The sequence below is a fragment of the Algoriphagus aquaeductus genome, assembly GCF_003253485.1.
Taxonomy (GTDB): Bacteria; Bacteroidota; Bacteroidia; order Cytophagales; family Cyclobacteriaceae; genus Algoriphagus; species Algoriphagus aquaeductus.
In genome coordinates this window covers 54,879-72,879 of the sequence record NZ_QKTX01000013.1, presented here as the reverse complement: position 1 = coordinate 72,879, position 18,001 = coordinate 54,879, and the positions used below count along the sequence as shown (strand labels likewise).

General features: G+C 45.3%; 8 protein-coding genes. 5 read left to right on the top strand and 3 right to left on the bottom strand.

Translation table 11 applies throughout. From position 1 onward, the window contains the following. Window positions 1-7,076, bottom strand: a 7,076-nt coding sequence (locus tag CLV31_RS21870) for a beta strand repeat-containing protein (protein ID WP_181452656.1), incomplete at its 3' end; no start/stop codon positions are given. A gap of 254 nt (window positions 7,077-7,330) precedes the next feature. Between CLV31_RS21870 and CLV31_RS16315 the strand changes: the two genes are divergently transcribed. Genes CLV31_RS16315 through CLV31_RS16305 form a run of 3 tightly spaced genes read left to right on the top strand, consistent with a single transcriptional unit; the run spans window position 7,331 to window position 12,073 of the window. After that, window positions 7,331-9,349 carry an ATP-binding protein gene (locus CLV31_RS16315; protein WP_111393986.1) on the top strand — a complete coding sequence of 673 codons (2,019 nt, stop codon included), beginning with the start codon at window positions 7,331-7,333 and terminating at the stop codon, window positions 9,347-9,349. A 46-nt stretch (window positions 9,350-9,395) separates the two neighbouring features. Beyond that, window positions 9,396-11,399: a tetratricopeptide repeat-containing sensor histidine kinase gene (locus tag CLV31_RS16310; protein WP_111393984.1), complete on the top strand. Its 2,004-nt coding sequence runs from the start codon at window positions 9,396-9,398 to the stop codon at window positions 11,397-11,399. A 41-nt stretch (window positions 11,400-11,440) separates the two neighbouring features. Then, entirely contained in the window at window positions 11,441-12,073 is a 633-nt protein-coding gene (locus CLV31_RS16305; RefSeq protein WP_111393982.1) for a response regulator, read from the top strand. 198 nt (window positions 12,074-12,271) lie between these two features. Here CLV31_RS16305 and CLV31_RS16300 read toward each other — a convergent pair whose 3' ends face one another. Next, on the bottom strand, window positions 12,272-12,739 hold the full coding sequence (locus CLV31_RS16300) for a YehS family protein (protein ID WP_111393980.1): 468 nt from the start codon (window positions 12,737-12,739) through the stop codon (window positions 12,272-12,274). Window positions 12,740-12,985: 246 nt separating this feature from the next. Between CLV31_RS16300 and CLV31_RS16295 the strand changes: the two genes are divergently transcribed. Further along, window positions 12,986-15,157 carry a B12-binding domain-containing radical SAM protein gene (locus CLV31_RS16295; protein WP_111393978.1) on the top strand — a complete coding sequence of 724 codons (2,172 nt, stop codon included), beginning with the start codon at window positions 12,986-12,988 and terminating at the stop codon, window positions 15,155-15,157. A 217-nt stretch (window positions 15,158-15,374) separates the two neighbouring features. On the opposite strand, the gene CLV31_RS16290 is transcribed toward CLV31_RS16295, so the two are convergent. Then, window positions 15,375-16,679, bottom strand: a complete 1,305-nt coding sequence (locus CLV31_RS16290; RefSeq protein ID WP_111393976.1) for a hypothetical protein — start codon at window positions 16,677-16,679, stop codon at window positions 15,375-15,377. Window positions 16,680-16,871: 192 nt separating this feature from the next. Between CLV31_RS16290 and CLV31_RS16280 the strand changes: the two genes are divergently transcribed. Beyond that, window positions 16,872-17,444, top strand: a complete 573-nt coding sequence (locus tag CLV31_RS16280; protein ID WP_111393972.1) for a Pycsar system effector family protein — start codon at window positions 16,872-16,874, stop codon at window positions 17,442-17,444. Window positions 17,445-18,001: the final 557 nt, after the last annotated feature.

The window sequence follows — 18,001 nt, the reverse complement described above, 5'->3', positions numbered from 1 at the left end:
ACCGGAGTGGCGGTGAAGGTGACGCTGGTTCCGGTACAAATCTGGTTACCCGGATTGGCTGCGATACTGACGGATGGAACCAAAGTGCTGGTCACGGTCATGGTTACTGTGTTCGAAGTGGCCGAGGTCGGACTTGCACAAGCTGCAGAGGAAGTCATCACCACAGACACCTGATCGCCATTGGCCAAGGCCGCATTGGTATAGGTAGGAGCGTTGGTACCCACATTGTTTCCGTTCAATTTCCACTGGTAAACTGGCGCATCTCCTCCGTTGACCGGAGTGGCGGTGAAGGTGACGCTGGTTCCTTCACAGACTTCGTTACCTGGATTTGCAGCAATGCTGACTTCGGGTACGCAAACACCTGTCAGTTCAAATTCATCCGCTCCAATGTCTGGAGTCGTGGCATTTCTTGCTTCACCTTGGAAGTCATTTGTAACCGTAGGAATAGCTATTCCTTTATCAGAAATTCTGGAGGCTTCTCCTATGTTTTCTACTTTGATTAAGAGGTCAGCGACTGATTTATCGGTGAAGAGATTTTCAGAAATCGTGGTAATACCACTTTCTGCCTCTCTACTGTCCGAATCTTGTGAGGTGGAGGATCTCCAGGAAGTCAAGGTTTGTGCTGCTCCGCCTATTTCTGCCAAAGAAGCAGCTGCTGGGCTGACCAAGTAGTTGTTATTTCCGGTGTAGCCTGTGGTGTTGGTTTCAAGACCTAAGCTGTAAGCGGTGCCACTCCCTTGGAAGGCATTGTAAAGGATCGTGTTTTTCAGATCCACTTTAGCGGTCGCACTTTTGAACAATCCATAGCTAGAGGTCGGAGAATTGCCTTCCAACAAAATAGAGTTGTGGTACACCTGTGTATTGATTAACCCATCTGCCAGTTGAATTCCCATGGTTCGCACGGAGGTAGTTGGGCTGAGTGCAACCATATTATTTTGAACCCTGCCCGTACCAGCATCATTAGATCTGCTTCGGATAAAAATTCCCACAATTCTCCCGCTTGCTGAAGTGGCTGCATTAGTCAATTGGAACACTTTGTTTCTCTCCACCAGAATATTATTTCCAAACAAAGAAATTCCGAAGGCAGTCAGGTCAAGATTGGCCGTTGAGGTTGTGGAAATTTCTCTAACTGTATTATCTCTTAGGATGGCAAAACCATTTGTACCTGAATTAAGGGTGCCATAGGAGAGCCCCATACTTGTTCCTGAGTTGGTGGTTGTAACAAACTCCGTAGCGGAAGAAATCTTTTCAATAAGGTTTTCAGCAATCACTAAGCTATCGCCAAGGGAGATATCATGAATGATCGAAATACCTCTGCTTAATCCGGTTGAACCTCCCGAGAAGTTGTTCAGGGTGCTCACCGTATTGCCTTTGACACTTCCTTTTATTCGGTTGACATCGGTAGATAAGTTTTGTACTTGGATACCCGAGAGAATTAGACCAGTTCCAGAAACCCCTTCCAAATCACTGAGCTGATTACCGCTGATTTGTAAAGTCTGACTTAGGTTAGTTATAGATCCATTAGAATTAAAGAAAATTCCAGACAGTCCTCCACCAGTACCGGAAACTCTGATTTTCTGAATCTTATTGTTTGTGATGGAGACGTTGGGAGAAGCGGAGGAGGTGTTGTTAGTATAAGAGATTGCCGACAAATCCATCCGGTTTGTAGTTTGGATATTTTGAATGGTATTTTGGTCCAAAACCGATGTTGGATTTATGTTGCTGCTTTGTGTAAATAATCCCCTGAATATGAAGCTTCCTGCTGTATTAGAAACGACAGTGATGCTTCCTTCTAAATCCGAACCGATCTTATTTTTTCTAAGCGTAAACGTCGGATGGTTACCATTAATGCTGAAAGAGTAGAAACCTGGTGCCACGGTACTGCCAGCGATTGGATGAGTGATAATGGTGAGTCCTCCCGTAAAATTATTTGCTATTTCCGTAGCCACAGGAACCTGAATTACATGTCCGAAGCTTGAGATTGTTCCAGTGGAAGCTGGTCTCATCGTCAATAGAATCGAATTATTGACTAATGAATCCCCTACAGAATTATGATGGTATTCTTGAATAATTCCTGTTAAGGTTCTTATTCCAATAAAGGGGCTAATTTGACTGGAAGAAGGATTTGCAATATCCAAATCTATATTTTTAACCACGTTTCCGGTTACTTTATTGGGGGCGTTGGTATTATCATTTATTAATATTCCTGAAAAATTGAGACTGTTTGCCGAAGAAGAAATCACCATTTTACCTCCTTTGGCTTCAGGTTCAGTACCTCCAATAAAATTATCGCTTACGATAGAACCTGACCCAGTTCCACCGGAACTGTTGGTGATTCTAATGCCGTAATAGAAGGAATTATTTCGGGTATTGGAGAAGGTTGCTGTGTTGTAAACAGAGTTTCCCTGGATAGTAATATTATCCACGTTAAAACCTGCTACGATCCCATGGTTGACGTCGTTGACGTTGTTGATGAAAACATTTTCAATTCGATTATTGGTAATTCTCGCATTGACAATTTTCCCGGTGTTGGTCGAATTCAATGTGCTGACCATAATTCCATTGCTTGCCCCACTGCTACTTGCAGGTCGGATCAAGTTGTTGTCAATCGTATTGTTCTCTGAAAAGTCGGCATTGCTGCTACTCAAGGCTATGATTCCTGTAAAGAAGTTGATGCCTACTCCGCTACCTTCCAGCGTACATCTTTTGACCGTGTTGTTGTTGGCAGAACCAAAAATCCGTACGGCATTTGCATCTGCGTTGGTATTGGTGTTCCTGATCGTCAGGCGGTTGTTTCCATCAAAACTCAATCCGTCGATCGTCACATTATCCGCTCCGTTTAGTAACACAAGTGGGGTGCTTAGATTGCCGGAGACGGTTCTGTTTCCTTCAGGTACTACGGTAACCGTGTAGTTGGTTTGAAGTAAGACCGCTTGCGAGGTTTCAGTGGTATTGGCACGAATGGTTACGGTCACATCACCGCTTCCGCTGTTGGAGTTGATCGCTTGAAAAGCAGCCGCCAAGGTGGTGAAATTGCCCGATAGCGCTCCTGACAAAGTCACATTGACCACAGGCTGAGCTTTTCGAATTACCACAGAGTTGGAATTATAAACTACTGTATAATTAGCAGGGAGATTGGTGGTGGTAAAGGTTCCCGTAATACTTCCGGTTGTGGTTAGAATAATGGTGTAATCACCATCAGGCACGGAACCTGTTTCAGCCACAGTCAAAGTTCCTGCTAATGTGAGATTGCCTGCACGCTGAACTTGGTCGTGGCCATTAGCTAGACCAGCACCGGCGTTTCCTTCGATTTCAATCTCAAGTGTGCTTGATGCTGAAAGAGGTTGTGTTCCATTCAAGACCAAAATTCCGGGCGATAGTCCGGGATTAATCTTACCGGTATTGGTGAAAGTGGTATTGAGCTGCAAAGTCCCAATTCCTTTTATGAGACCACTATTGGAGCTAAGCACTCCTATAGTAAAGCTGCCTTCGTTGGACTTGGTTACTACGCCGGTACTATTGTTGATAAAGCCCGGACCAGAGCCCTGAAATCCAAAATCAGTAGCAGTATTGGTAATGTTGAATGCCCCATTGTTGGAAAATCCTCCGTTTGTTCCAAATCCCAATACCCCGCTTGTAAGATTAGCTGTACCATTATTGGTAAGTGAAGAACCCAGCACCGCATAAGAGCCACCAATGTTGAGTGTTCCGGTATTGGAAATCGTAGTTGGGATCAAGAAGCTATGCGAACCAAACCCTGAATTCCAATTCATGACCCCGTTGACGGTTAGTGACCCGGAGCCATTCATAGCTCCTGTTAAAAATTCCAAAGCAAGGGTTGAGGGAAAACTAACTACTGTGTTGAAGCTAGAACTACCTCCTTGTTGGCGATAGATTCCTGTCCCGCTGAACGACGTGCCGGAATTGAGCTGGACCGAACCACCTGAATTGTGAAATAAAGAATTATTGCTAAGGGTAATACTTCCCGTATTTTCGAAAGTTACTCCACTGTTTATAAGCCATGTACCTGCATTGATGTTTAGCGTTCCAGAATTGTTAAAACTGTTGGTTCCAACGGTAAAATTTCCGCTGCTGGATTTGGTGATGACTCCAGTAGTGCTGTTGAAAAAGCCTGGAGCTGTACCCTGAAATCCAAAATCTGTGGCAGTATGGGTGATGTTAAAAGTCCCATGATTGGTAAAAGCTCCGTTTGGCCTGAATCCTAGTGCACCATTACTCAAATTAAATGTTCCGTTGTTGGTCATCGGGCCATTCAGAATTACATAGCTTCCCCCGGTGTTTACTACCCCAGTTGACGAAATAATCGTGGGTGCTGAAATATCATTTCCCACCGCATTGAATGCCGTGTTCCAAGACATAGTGCCTTTTACCAGCAAGGTGCCTGCCCCGCTGAGAGTGCCTGAAGTAATGACGAGGTTCCCTTCTATGACCATATCATGCTCCGCAACACCATTATTAATAATAAATCCTTGGCCGTTGGCGCTGCTGTTGGTGATAGTGGCACCGGATTCTACGAGCACCTCATCAACTGAAATGCTCGAGAAAGCAACGGCAAGTGTCACGTTATGCGGGCTTCTGATCGTAATTTGACCATCTTCGCTGGTAGGTGACACCGTGGCCGGCACCCAGTTAGTTCCATTAAATCTCTCCCAGGTAGAAGGTGTTGTCCAATCTCCTGATAGGATTGACCGGTATTGGCTTGGCTGCTGAACTGCTTTTCTGAGCACTACATTCGTGCTGTTATATACGACCGTATAGCTTGCAGGGAGGTTGGTAGTTGAAAATGTTCCCGTGATGTTTCCGCTGGTTAATGAAACGATCACATAATCCCCATCAGGTACAGCACCTGTTTCAGCCACAGTCAAAGTTCCTGCTAATGTGAGATTGCCTGCACGCTGAACTTGGTCGTGGCCATTTGCTACCCCTGCACCTGCATTTCCTTCGATTTCTATCTGCAGGGTGCTATTGGCGCCAAAAGGCTGTTGGGTATTCAACGTAAGAATTCCCGGCGAAAGGCCGGGAGCGATGATTCCGGTATTGTTAGTCGGGATATTTAAGTTGAAAGTGCCTAGCCCTTTAATCGTTCCGCTATTGGCAAAACTTCCCCCAGATGAGAAAGTAGTGGTCCCTGTGCTTGTTTTGGTAATCGTTCCGGAATTGGTCAGGTTAAAGGTGCCGCTGTTGGTGCTCATCTGATTATTTCCGCTGATGTTCATGATGTTGTTGTTGACCAACGGAGAAGAAGAATTGAAAGCGATATTCCCGCCCTGCCAGTTGAGGGTGCCGTTATTGGTCAGAGATCCTCCGGCTCCTAAAAACAAAGATTGAGATCCTCCATTAATGGTGAGGGTTCTGTTTGCCTGATTGGTGAAGACCCTTCCCATAGACCCTGAAGTCCAAGAAGTGTTTGCATTGATGGTCAAGGTTCCTGACCCCGTAATTGTTCCTCTGATCTCGAAATCGTTGTTGATCGTCAAATTGCCTGTACCACTAATGGTTGGGTTTATCGAAGTGGCAGGGCCATCTGCAAAAATTAGCGTAGAAGGAAATACTTGGTCAATGTTCAATCTTAAATCTCCTCCGGTATTGGTGAAGTTGCCAGTACCCGAAATAACAGATCCGGAATTATGGCTAAAAGATCCCCCGAGTAGCTCAAAACTTCCTCCGGTAAAGGTGAGATTCCCAGTTTGGGTAACGGTTAAATTTTGGCTTCGCAAAAGTCCATTGTTGAGGTTGATGGTTCCGCTGTTACTAAAACTGCCCCCCGAATTGAATAAGGTAGTCCCAGTGCTAGTTTTGGTGATCGTTCCGGTATTGGTCAGGTTAAAAGTGCCGCTGTTGGAGCTCATCTGATTATTTCCGCTGATGTTCAGCGTCCCGTTGTTGACCAGTGGAGAAGAAGAGTTGAAAGCGATATTCCCGCTTTGCCAGTTGAGGGTGCCGTTATTGGTCAGCGAACCACCTGCCCCCAGAAATAAAGACTGGGAATCTCCGACAATGGTAAGGGTTCTGCTTGCCTGATTGGTGAAGACCCTTCCCATAGATCCTGAAGTCCAGGTTGTATTTGCATTGATGCTCAAAGACCCTGCCCCGGAGATTGTCCCTAGGATGGTGAAATCATTATTGATAGTCAAATTTCCTGCACCACTTATCCTTGGGTTCCCCGTAATGCCCAGTTGGTGGCTATAAATAAGTGTCGAAGGGAATACCAAATCACTGGTCAAAATCAAATCACCTCCTGCATTGGTGAAGTTGCCCGTACCCGAAATAACAGATCCGGTATTATGGCTAAAAGATCCTCCGAGTAGCTCAAAATTTCCTCCGGAAAGGGTCAGATTCCCGGTATTGGTGAAGGCAAAACTTTGGCTTCGCAAAAGCCCATTGTTGAGGTTAATGGTGCCGCTGTTATTAAAACTGCCCCCCGAATTGAATATGGTAGTCCCAGCGCTGGTTTTGGTGATCGTTCCGGTATTGGTCAGGTTAAAAGTGCCGCTGTTGGAGCTCATCTGATTATTTCCACTGATATTCAGTATGCTATTATTGACCAGCGGGGAGGATGTATTGTAACTCACATTACCGTCTTGCCACTCAATGGTTCCATTGTTGGTGATGGAGGCTCCTACAAATTTTGAAGATGTGGAAGTAAAAGTCAGTGTTCCTCCACTTGCTATCTCCAAAACTCCAGGCCCTCCAAGCGTTCCCGAACTCCAATTCATGTTACCTTGAACCAAAAGGTCAATGCCAGCACCATCATTTAGGTTCAGAGTACTGTTTAAAATGAGAGTTCCCCCTGATTCCACCACTACTTGGTCTGCCGTGACAATAGCCGCTACGGTGACTGTGAAAGTGGATCGGATCGTAATGACCCCGTCTCCACTGCCAGGCGGCACAGCTGCTGCGACCCAATTGGTGCCGTCAAATCGCTCCCATGTGGAGGCGTTGGCCCAGTTGGTTGAGGCGATAGATCGGTAGTCGTTTAGTCCCTGGGCCAGAAGCTCTGAACCCATCAGGGTTAAAATGAAAAATATCAGTCCGGCGAATGTTTGCTTGCCCATGCTTGTAAGGTTTTGAGGAGTTGAAATCACCCCTAAAACTAAAGGACAGGCCAGCCCTTGACAATCCCTTAATCCAGTGGTTGTCAGGGATAAAAAATACCTGAATTCAGGTAGTGGAGTTCAGGATTAATTTGATTTTCTTGGTAGAACAGTTAGCCTGAACAGTCTGGTTTTTTATACCAAAATCACTGCCTCAGGGACCCATTGCTTAGGATAACTTTTACCTTAATTAAACTTTTAACCCTGTCAAACGAATGAGACAAAAGATCGGCTTTTTGGTGTTATTGATTAGTTTTCTTTCGGTTTTTCAGGTGTATGGGCAGCGATTCAAAGAGGACAGTGTCCGTAAGGTCATAGACACTGCCAAGGAAGATACACTCAGGGTAGCTGCCATGCTGGATTATGCCAATTACCTGATCCGGCATAAAAATGAAGTGCCAGAGGGATTGGAAGTTTTGCAACAAGCCTATGACCTGGCAAAGTCCAAACGTCTACTGAAAGAACTTACCCGCTATCATTTGATCCTGAGCAATCACCTGTATCTACAAAACGACTGGGCAGGTGCCATTGAAAATCTCAATCGCATGCAAGTGGTGGCTCAGGAAATCCTCGATCTGGACGCCAGAGGAGATGCGATCATGAGATCGACCAATAATCTGGCAGGGATACACTATTTCAACGGGGACTTTTTGGGCGCTTTGGAATATTACCTGAAAGGCCTTGAACTGGTCGAGGAGCTTCCGCACAACGCAAATAGCAAATCCACGCTGTATGTCAACATCGCGAGTGTCTATCGGCAGCTTAAGCTCCATGACAAAGCTTATGAATACATCCAACGAATTACTCCCATGTTGAGTGAGATGAGCGATGTGCTTAAAGTGCCGTATTACTACGAATTGTTTCAAAGCCAACTGAACACAGGAAGAGGAGAAGAGGCTCGTCAAACCTTGGAGGTGGTTGAAAATGGCTTTCAAACCTTCAACCTCAACGAAGGGCAGATGCAGGATTTACGCATACAGTTTCACGAGCAATCCGGTTTGTACGAAATGACGGTGACTCAGGATTACCGAAAGGCCTTGGCTCAATTTCAGTTGCATTTGAAGTCCTCTCTTGACGCCGAGTCGGATTATTCTGTGGTGGAGGCAAAATATAATATCGGAACTGCCTTGGATTCCCTTCACCTTTACGACCAAGCCATTCCTGTTTTGAAACAGGCTTTTGAACAGGGAAGGGCCTTGGATATGGAAGAATTTTCCCTGAAGTCGGCCAAGCTGTTGGTAAAAATTTATGCCAAGAGTAAGCTTGAAAAAGAGGGGCTTTATTTCGCTCAAGTGGCCATTCATCTCAGTGACAGCATTTTGTCTGCCGAAAAATTGAAAGAGCTAAACTTCCTGGAAGCCAAGTACCAGACCCAAAAGAAAGAAGAGGAAATCTCCAAATTGAATGAATTGAATGCAGCAAGAGAGTTAGAAGTCCAACAACGCAATAGAGTGTTACTGGGGCTGAGCATAGGTGGCACTTTGCTTTTGTTGGTGTTGGGTCTTCTTTACCGCAACGCCAAGCAGCGACAAATCATCGCCGAAAAAGACCAGAAGCTTCAAGTGGAGCAAATCAAATTTTTAGAGCATCAACAGCAAGTCGTCTCCCTTCAATCCATGGTCAATGGACAGGAAACCGAACGCACCCGCATCGCCAAGGACCTTCACGATGGGTTGGGAGGTCTTTTTTCCACGATCAAAATGCACTTCAGTACCCTGCAGCATGAGCAGCCTAGCCTTAAAACAGAGCCTTTATTCGCCAAAAGTTATGAAATGGTCAATACTGCCTCTGAGGAGGTCCGACGTATTGCCCATAACATGATGCCGGAAGTACTGATCAAACTGGGCTTGGTGCAGGCCACCCAAGATCTCTGCCACAGCATTAGCGCGGGCAAGCTCCTTCAGGTCTCCCTACAGGCCTATGGGATGGATGCCCGTCTGAGTTCATCCACGGAAGTGATGCTCTTCCGGATCATTCAGGAATTGCTGAATAACATTATCAAGCACTCCGGAGCCACGCAGGCCATCATCCAATTCAATCGGGAAGGCAACCGTCTATCGGTCACCGTGGAGGACAACGGCAAGGGATTCAATACCGCCGAATCGGACGGTAAAATCCACTCCGGTCTGAGTTCGGTCGAGAACCGGGTGAGTTATCTCAACGGGAAAATGTCCATCGACTCCCAAAAAGAAGTGGGAACCACCGTGATGATGGATTTTCTGATTACTGATTAGTAATTATAATGCTTGAAGAATATTTCTATCTCTCTTTAATTTTAAAATGGTAGCACTCGAAGGTATCTATAAACGAATTGGTCATTTTGGCTTGATCTTACTCCTTGTTTTTTGCAGCCGCACGGTTTTGGCGCAAAGTCCCGAACAGCTTGCTGATAGCCTTTTGAATGAGTTGTCCAGACAAAAGGGAGATGCTGCCAAGGTCGATTTGTTAATTGAGATCTGTAATAATGTGAGTTACTATGACCTCGATCGAGCGATCACATACGGGTTGGAAGGTTTGGCGCTAAGCAAAAAGATCGGATACACCTCAGGTACTTCCAAAATAGCTTACATCTTGGGTTTTGTATACCTAGACCACGGAAATTACAAAGAAGCAGCGGAAAGATTCAAAGAGGCAGAACAGATCGCAGAGCGAGAAAAGAATTATGAATTACTAGGTAAGATCAGTAATGGCTGGGGTAGTTGGCATTACATGCAGAGTGATATGTTTAAAGCTTCACACTATTTTTCCAAAGCCTGTGAATATTTTCGATTGACTAATGACCTGAAAAGGGAAATTCAAGCCTATCAAAACCTAATCGCTACTTTGGGTGAGATAGAAAGTTATGATAGGAGTATCAAACTTAGTCTTGAAATTTTGGAAAAAATAAAGCCTCTCAACGACAGTCTACAAATAGCCTTTGCCTACAATCATTTGATTATTGCTTATCTCGGAATTGATCAGTCGACCGAGGCAGCTCAATACATTCCATTCTTAAAATCTTTTTTGGAAACCACCACCAATGTTGCTTTTGCGGCTGATGGCTATTACACCTTGGGGTATTACTATGAAAAAACAGAAGATTATGATGAAGCTATTTCCAATTATGAAACAGGAATAAAGATTTCCCTAAAGAAGAATTTTCAACCGGCCTATATCAGTCTTTCATTGGGTAGAGCATATCTCAAAAAACGTGACTTGAAAAAAGCTTTTCAATATCTCAATGAAGCGATGATTCTTGCGAAAGAATCCAATACCATGGATGTGTACTACAGGGCTTGTTTGCCTATGAGTCTTTATTATTCAGAAATGAAGGATTTCGAAAAGGCATTTGAGTATAGCAATGAATACGCAAAGCTCAACGACAGTATTCTGGTTTCCAAAACCAGGCAATACGCCTCTTTCCTCGAGGCCTCATTTGAAAACAATAAAAAGGAAAAGCAGATCTCAGAACTTGAATTGTCCAATACTCAAAATGAACTTACTGTTGTACGAAGAAATAGGGCTTTGATCATCACTGGATTGCTCGCAGTTATTTTGGTGTCAATTTTTGGATTCCTTTACAGAGTTAGCAGGCAAAAGCACATCATCTCAGAGAAAGATAAATCCTTGCAGCAAAAGCAAATCCGCTTTCTCGAACAGCAGCAGCAAGTTGTCTCCCTCCAATCCATGGTCAATGGACAGGAAACGGAACGTACTCGCATCGCCAAAGACTTACACGATGGACTGGGTGGACTTTTTTCCACGATCAAAATGCACTTCAGTACACTTCAGCATGAGCAGCCTGTATTGAAACAGGATCCGCTCTTCGCTAAAAGTTATGAAATGGTCAATACTGCCTCTGAGGAGGTCAGACGTATTGCCCATAACATGATGCCGGAAGTACTGATCAAGTTGGGCTTGGTGCAGGCCATTCAAGATCTCTGTCACAGCATCAGTGCTGGTAAGCTTCTGCAAGTTTCCTTGCAGGCTTACGGGATGGACACCCGTCTGAGTTCATCTACCGAAGTGATGCTGTTCCGGATCATTCAGGAATTGCTGAATAACATCATCAAGCACTCCGGAGCTACACAGGCCATCATCCAATTCAACCGGGATGGCAACCGACTTTCCGTCACCGTGGAGGACAACGGCAAGGGATTCAATACCGCCGAATCGGATGGTAAAATCCACTCCGGCCTAAGTTCGGTCGAGAACCGGGTCAACTACCTCAACGGGAAACTGTCCATCGATTCCCAAAAAGAGGTGGGGACTACCGTGATGATGGATTTTCTGATTCAGGAATAATGGGGAGTATTTTGTATGTTCAGGGTTAAGGTTAACTGGTTATGCGATCAATTCTTGTTATTGATGATCATCCACTCGTAGGAGATGGTATTTCCATGATGGTAAAAGATATGGAGGACGTAAGTCTTGCCGCGGTATGCAAAAGCGGAAAGGAAGCTCTTGCCTACCTGGAGACCCATTCTCCGGACTTCATTTTGCTTGATATCAACCTGCCTGATATTGACGGACTGGAGCTCTGCGTGCAGATCCGAAAGAATCACAAGCAGGTGAAAATTATTGGACTCACCTCAACCAACGAAGCGGGTATCATCACCCAACTCCTCAGCAATGGTGCAAATGGCTACCTACTGAAAAATATGGAGCGGGAGGAATTGATTCAGGCGCTGAATGAAGTGAAGCAGGGGAAGATTTTTTTGAGCAAGGCGGCCAACCAAAAAATCCTCGAACAATTCCAATCTGTGCGGGAGGCGATGCAAAAATTTCCCATGCTCACCCGTAGGGAAAAAGAAATCCTCGTGCTGCTGTATGAAGGTCACTCGGGCCCGGCCATTGCAGATAAGTTGTGTTTAAGTCCTTTTACCATCGAAACGCACCGAAAAAACCTAATGCAAAAGCTGGAGGTCAACACCACCCAACAACTCCTCAAAGTGGCTAGGGAGTATAAGTTGGTGTAAAGGGAAGGCTTTTTCGATGCCAAACTTTGGAAAAATTGATATTGGCTGTGGCCTCCGTGTCTCTGCTGTCACTTTAAAATTATATGCTCTCCTGCCTTCTCCATGCAGGTTTGAGGTGAAGTAGCAGCCTTAAGACAGTATACAGAAAAGCACAAGTCGAAAGATTGGAGCTATCAGATTCAAAGTAAAGAGTGGGGGTCAGTCCTCTTTCGGCCGGTATTTCATCTGCAAACCCATCAGGAAATTGCGAAGTACCTGGTCTTTGCATTCCCGGTATTGGGGTTGGTTTGGGTTCCTGAAAAAGGCGCTGAGCTCGTGCTTACTGATTCGGAATCCACGCAGCGCAAAAATAGAAAGCATGTCCTCGTCCTTGTAGTTGAGTGCGATGCGGAGTTTGCGTAGGATCAGGTTGTTGTTGAGCGTCTTTTCGGGCACAGGTACTTCTTCACCTTTCAGACCGCGATTCAGGATAATGAATCCGTTGAGAAAAGCCGCAAGATCCTTGTCGTAGAGCTTTTTGAAGTCGGGATCGTCTTCTTTCTTGAGCCAAAGGGCGACTTCCTCCGCGAAGAGATTCACCCCGCCAAACCCGAAAATCTCGGACATTTTGTGGTCGTGAAAGTGAAAGGTATATCTCAGGGTCCGGAGGATGTCATTATTGCTCATGCCTACAAATATCGCTTTTAAGAATAAAGAATTGGGCCACTAAGGCGATAAGACACAAATGATTTTTTTATTCTCTCTCAGATGACACAGATGATTATAGTTGGTCATGAATTTTCTGTGTACACCTGAGCTATCAGTGAGCATTAAACTTCAGGTAAATTTTTTTTTGGGCCTTGGTGTCTTCGTGGCAATTTATCAATCTTTCGACATTCTTTACGACCTTTGAAGCGTCTAACCTTCGATCCCTTGTCTACCAAAGTCCTTCTCATCACCCCGCCATTTACCCAACTCAACACGCCCTATCCGGCGACGGCTTATCTCAAGGGTTTTTTGAATACCCTGAGCGCACCTTCCCGACAGGCCGATTTGGGCATTGAGGTGATCCTGAAGCTTTTCTCCAAAAAGGGACTCACACAAGTTTTTGACATCGCTTCGCAAAAGGCCGAGGAACTCTCGGACAACTCTGCCCGCATTCTCCGGATGAAGGCGAGCTACCTGCAGACCATCGGTCCGGTGATTGACTTTCTGCAGGATAAAAATCCAACTCTGGCTTACCATATTTCCGAAGGCAATTTTCTACCCGAAGCCAGCCGCTTTGAGCAATTGGATGATCTGGAGTGGGCTTTTGGCACTTTGGGCGTGCGGGACAAGGCGCGTTATTTTGCCACGCTTTACCTGGAAGATATCGGTGATCTGATCATGGAGGCCGTGGATCCACATTTTGGCTTTAGCCGTTATGCGGAGCGCTTGGGCATGTCGGCCAAGTCTTTTGACGAAATGGAGGAGGCACTAAAGCAGCCGCTAAGCCTGATCGACGGGTTTCTTTTGGAACTCCTCGAAGAAAAAATCCAAGCCTACCAACCCGAGTCTGTCGCTTTTTCAGTTCCTTTTCCCGGCAACCTCTACGGCGCACTCAAATGCGGACAATACCTGAAAAAGCATCATCCCCACATCCAGGTTTGGATGGGAGGAGGCTTCCCCAATACCGAACTCCGCTCCCTGAAAGAGCCTCGGGTATTTGACTACGTGGATTTTATCACGCTGGACGACGGAGAGGCTCCGATTCAGTTGTTGCTGGATTACTTGGAGGGAAAAAGGCCCATTACCGAACTGAAGCGAACCTTTGTCCGCATCGACGGGCAGGTGAAGTTTATGAATAATTCGGCGGTGAAAGATCTGCCGCAACGGGAAGTGGGCACGCCCCACTACAGCGATCTGCCGCTGAGGGATTACCTCTCGGTGATCGAAGTGGCCAATCCCATGCACCGACTTTGGAGTGACGGGCGCTGGAACAAGTTGACGCTGGCACACGGCTGCTACTGGGGGAAGTGTACCTTTTGCGATATTTCTTTGGATTACATCGGTCGCTACGAACCCATCAATGCATCCATCCTTTGTGACCGGATCGAAGAAATCATGGAGCAGACGGGCACCAATGGATTTCACTTTGTGGATGAAGCCGCACCCCCCGCTTTGATGCGGGACTTGGCGATTGAGATTCTGCGAAGGGGCTTGGTGGTCGTGTGGTGGACCAATATCCGCTTCGAAAGCAGCTTCACCGCAGACCTTTGTCGATTGCTTCGGGCTTCGGGTTGCATTGCGGTATCCGGTGGTTTGGAAGTGGCTTCGGACCGACTGTTGGCCTTGATCAAAAAAGGGGTTACCGTAGCTCAAGTGGCACAGGTGACAAATCATTTTACCGCCGCAGGCATTATGGTCCATGCTTACTTGATGTATGGCTATCCGACCCAGACGGCGCAAGAGACCATCGATTCTATGGAGATGGTAAGGCAATTGTTTGAGATCGGGGTCTTGCAGTCGGGTTTTTGGCATCGGTTTGCGATGACCGAGCACAGTCCGGTTGGGCTGGATCCGAGGGCTTTCGGCGTGAAGCGAACCGATCTCACCTTGGGTTCCTTTGCCAACAACGAGGTGGATTTTGTCGATCCGATCGGGGTCGATCATGGACTTTTTTCCGAAGGACTTCGCAAGTCGCTCTTCAACTACATGCACGGCGTGGGCTTCGATATCCCCTTGAAAAACTGGTTTGACTTCAAGGTGCCTGTCACTGGCATTCCCAAAAAATACATCCAACAGCAAATCGAAAATGCTGCTCCTCAGACTTACAAAGATCAAAGCCGCATTCTTTGGATCGGGTCTCAGCCTGAATTGATGGAAGTGGAGGAAGGATTTTGCGAGTTGATATTCTCGGGGAAAAAGGAGGATTTTGCCCTTGAGCTTCCCCTCGAACTCGGGGAGTGGGTGTGTTGGCTGCTGGCCAAGGTGAGCTACACAGAGGAGCTGAATACCCTCAAATCAATTCGTGAGAATTATGAGAAGGAGCTGGGAGACTTTGAGGAATTGGTAGAATCAGAGGTATGGGAAATCCTCCGCGAACACGGGTTGCTGGTGTTTTGATGCGTTTTAAACCATTAAGAACATTGAAGGAACAAGGGGTTTTTAGAGGATAGCGTGGCTTAGAAACAACTGGTGAAATCAAAGGAGCGTATTTTTACCACTAGCGTAAATAGTCTTGGGTTTACAGACTAAGTGATTTCTTCTAGCTACCAGTCATTTGATGCTAAAAAAACCAATGTCTCTAATCTCTTGCGCCAAACGTCTAACCTCTCGATTCTCACCTATTGCTCTCACTGATCCAGTGAAATTGCCGTTCTGTAATTTGGAAGTGGCGGTTTAGTTTTTTTAGAACTAAATATAGGGAGTCAACTCCCTTTTGTCCATTAAGAATAATCCGGTCATCCTCGGGTATCTGCATGGCAAATGAAACCAAGGATTCCCTGTCAAAAGCTGATATTTTCCAATCCAATTTGCTTCCCAAGCTGTCTGGCTGATAGCTGAAATACGCCCTGCCATAGCGCATGCGAAAGCTGGAATCCTGTGCGGAGAAACTTCCCTGTCCATTGTAATCAAAAATCACATCCCTCCATCTAAGTGAATCCGCGAGGCTTTCAGGAATGGTGTCCCCATTTTTTACGAACAGCTCCACATGGTACATCCCGGGCCGAATTGGTTCAAGAACCTTGGTGTTTTGCTGTTTGGTATCTTGATAATAAGAAAAGGTGTCAGCTAGGGTAAATCCAAAGGTAAAGAGGAAGAAAGCAGTCTTCACGATTCGAGTTGCTTTTTGCCATTTGATGGAATAGGCTTTTTCAAAAAGCAAAGAGGGGACGGTCGGAGAGTTTTGGATGAAAAAAGAAATGAGCCGATTTCTCTCCTGCCATACCAAAAAGATACTGGCAATCAATAGATTGCTGGAATAGATTTTTACCGGGATGTCATAGCTGTAGTTGAGCATGACAACATTTGCGAAAACACCCACAGCCAATAATGCCCCGAGAAGTGCGGTTTTTCTCCAAAAAAGCAACAATCCCACAGCCACTTCAGCCAATCCGGAGAAAATCTGATAGGGTGCGCTGTAGCCGATAAACATCCAAGAAAACCGCATGGGAAGGTAGTCTCCCAAGGGAGTTGCCATTTGACTCATGTTGGGGAAATGCATCTGCATGGCAAAGACTTTGAGTATACCGTAAGAAAAAGATACACCGGCCAGCGTAAACCTGACCAGGATACAAAGCCAGTAATGAAGTTTGGGATAGGACTTGCTTTTGGGATCAGCTATTGTCCAAACCAAGGCTCCAAGCCCACTCAAAATCAAAAATGTAAACTGCTGCGCCCAGCCAAAACTAGTGTCTCCACTACCTCCGCCAAACTGGTTGAGAACAGGCTTGATATGAAAAAGTCGGTCATTGAGAAAAAAAGTCAGTGCATCAAAAGGTAACCTGACTAGTTGGGGAAGCCATTCTAGGACCGGAATCCCTGAGAAATAGCCCAAGGGATTGAAGAATAAAATAAAGTAGAGGAAGGCAAATCGGAAAGTAATTATTCCCGAAAAGGAAGTTGAACTGGGGTTTGAATTCATAAAAGTGACATTAGCTGTCTAAAGTATTGAAAATCATTCATTCCAATCGATAAGAGGGTCATCGTTTTAATTATAATGGTCTTTTTTTTAAGTTGATTAATAAAAAATTTGGCTTCATTGAAATTCAGCTTTTTGGATATTGATGGTAGAAGTTCGATAATTCTGTAATTTCCCATGATTAAAACCCAGCCCATGGAAGAACCAGTAATAGAAACCAAGAAGGAAAAAGACAAAACCGAACGGGAAAGGCAGACCTTTTATCGGGTTGCTTTCCAAAATTATAGCAACCTTTTGCAAATCGCCGACAACAAGGCCAACATTATCATCAGCATCAATGCCTTGGTGATCTCTTCGCTGATTGCCTTGGTGAGTTATGGTTCAATTTCCAATCAATTGGAAATGCATCAGCCGGTGGTATTTCTGCCGATTCTGATCTTTTTGGGTTTGATTATGACCTCAACCCTTTTGGCTGTGCAAGTAGCCAAGCCAAAAATCATGGGTAAATCCAAGGACAAAGCTGAAAAGACTCAGTTTAGCATGCTTTTTTTTGGTGCCACGGACTTCTATAGTTATGAAGAATACCTGGTAGAAACTCATCGTGTACTCCACTCCAGGAAAGAAATTCAGGACCAAATGACTATGTCCCTGTACTATCAGGGAAAAGTTTTGAGCAGAAAATACAAGGTTCTTCGCCAGGCTTACACCGTTTTTACCCTAGCCTTGGCCTTTGGGGTGGTGGTGCTGTTGGGCAATATGATCTTGTAAAAAGATGAAATCGAGCCTGCCTGAGGCAGACAGGCATGACTAAAAAGTTACACAATGGAATGATTGTAAGATTTGCGAGATTCCATGTGGCAAATGAAAATCAAATTATAATCACATGAAATGCCCATGAGTAAATGCTTCTCACACAGGGGAATGATTATCCGGGGCATTCCATCTGGCCATTAAAAATCAAATTATAAACAGATGAAAGACCTGCCAGTTTTCAATTCCTGACAGGTCTTTTATTTAGATTAATAGGATTGTCCGCAATTACACCACCAGCCAAATACTCCTCGATTATTGGGTCGGAAGACCGAAGCATTCCAGATTTCAACCTTTTCTAGAAAACTTTTAAGCTCGCTTAACTTTCTGGTAAGAAAGCGGATATGCAGCTTAATTAAACTGATTATACGCTATTCTGCCAGTTGACGAATATTCCACTGATTTTGGGCTGGAAGACCGATGACCGATGACCGAAGATTTCCAAAAATATGGCGTTAACTTGGTCTTCTGACCTTTAGAAATGCTACTGGTAAGATTCTGTATATTCATTTTAA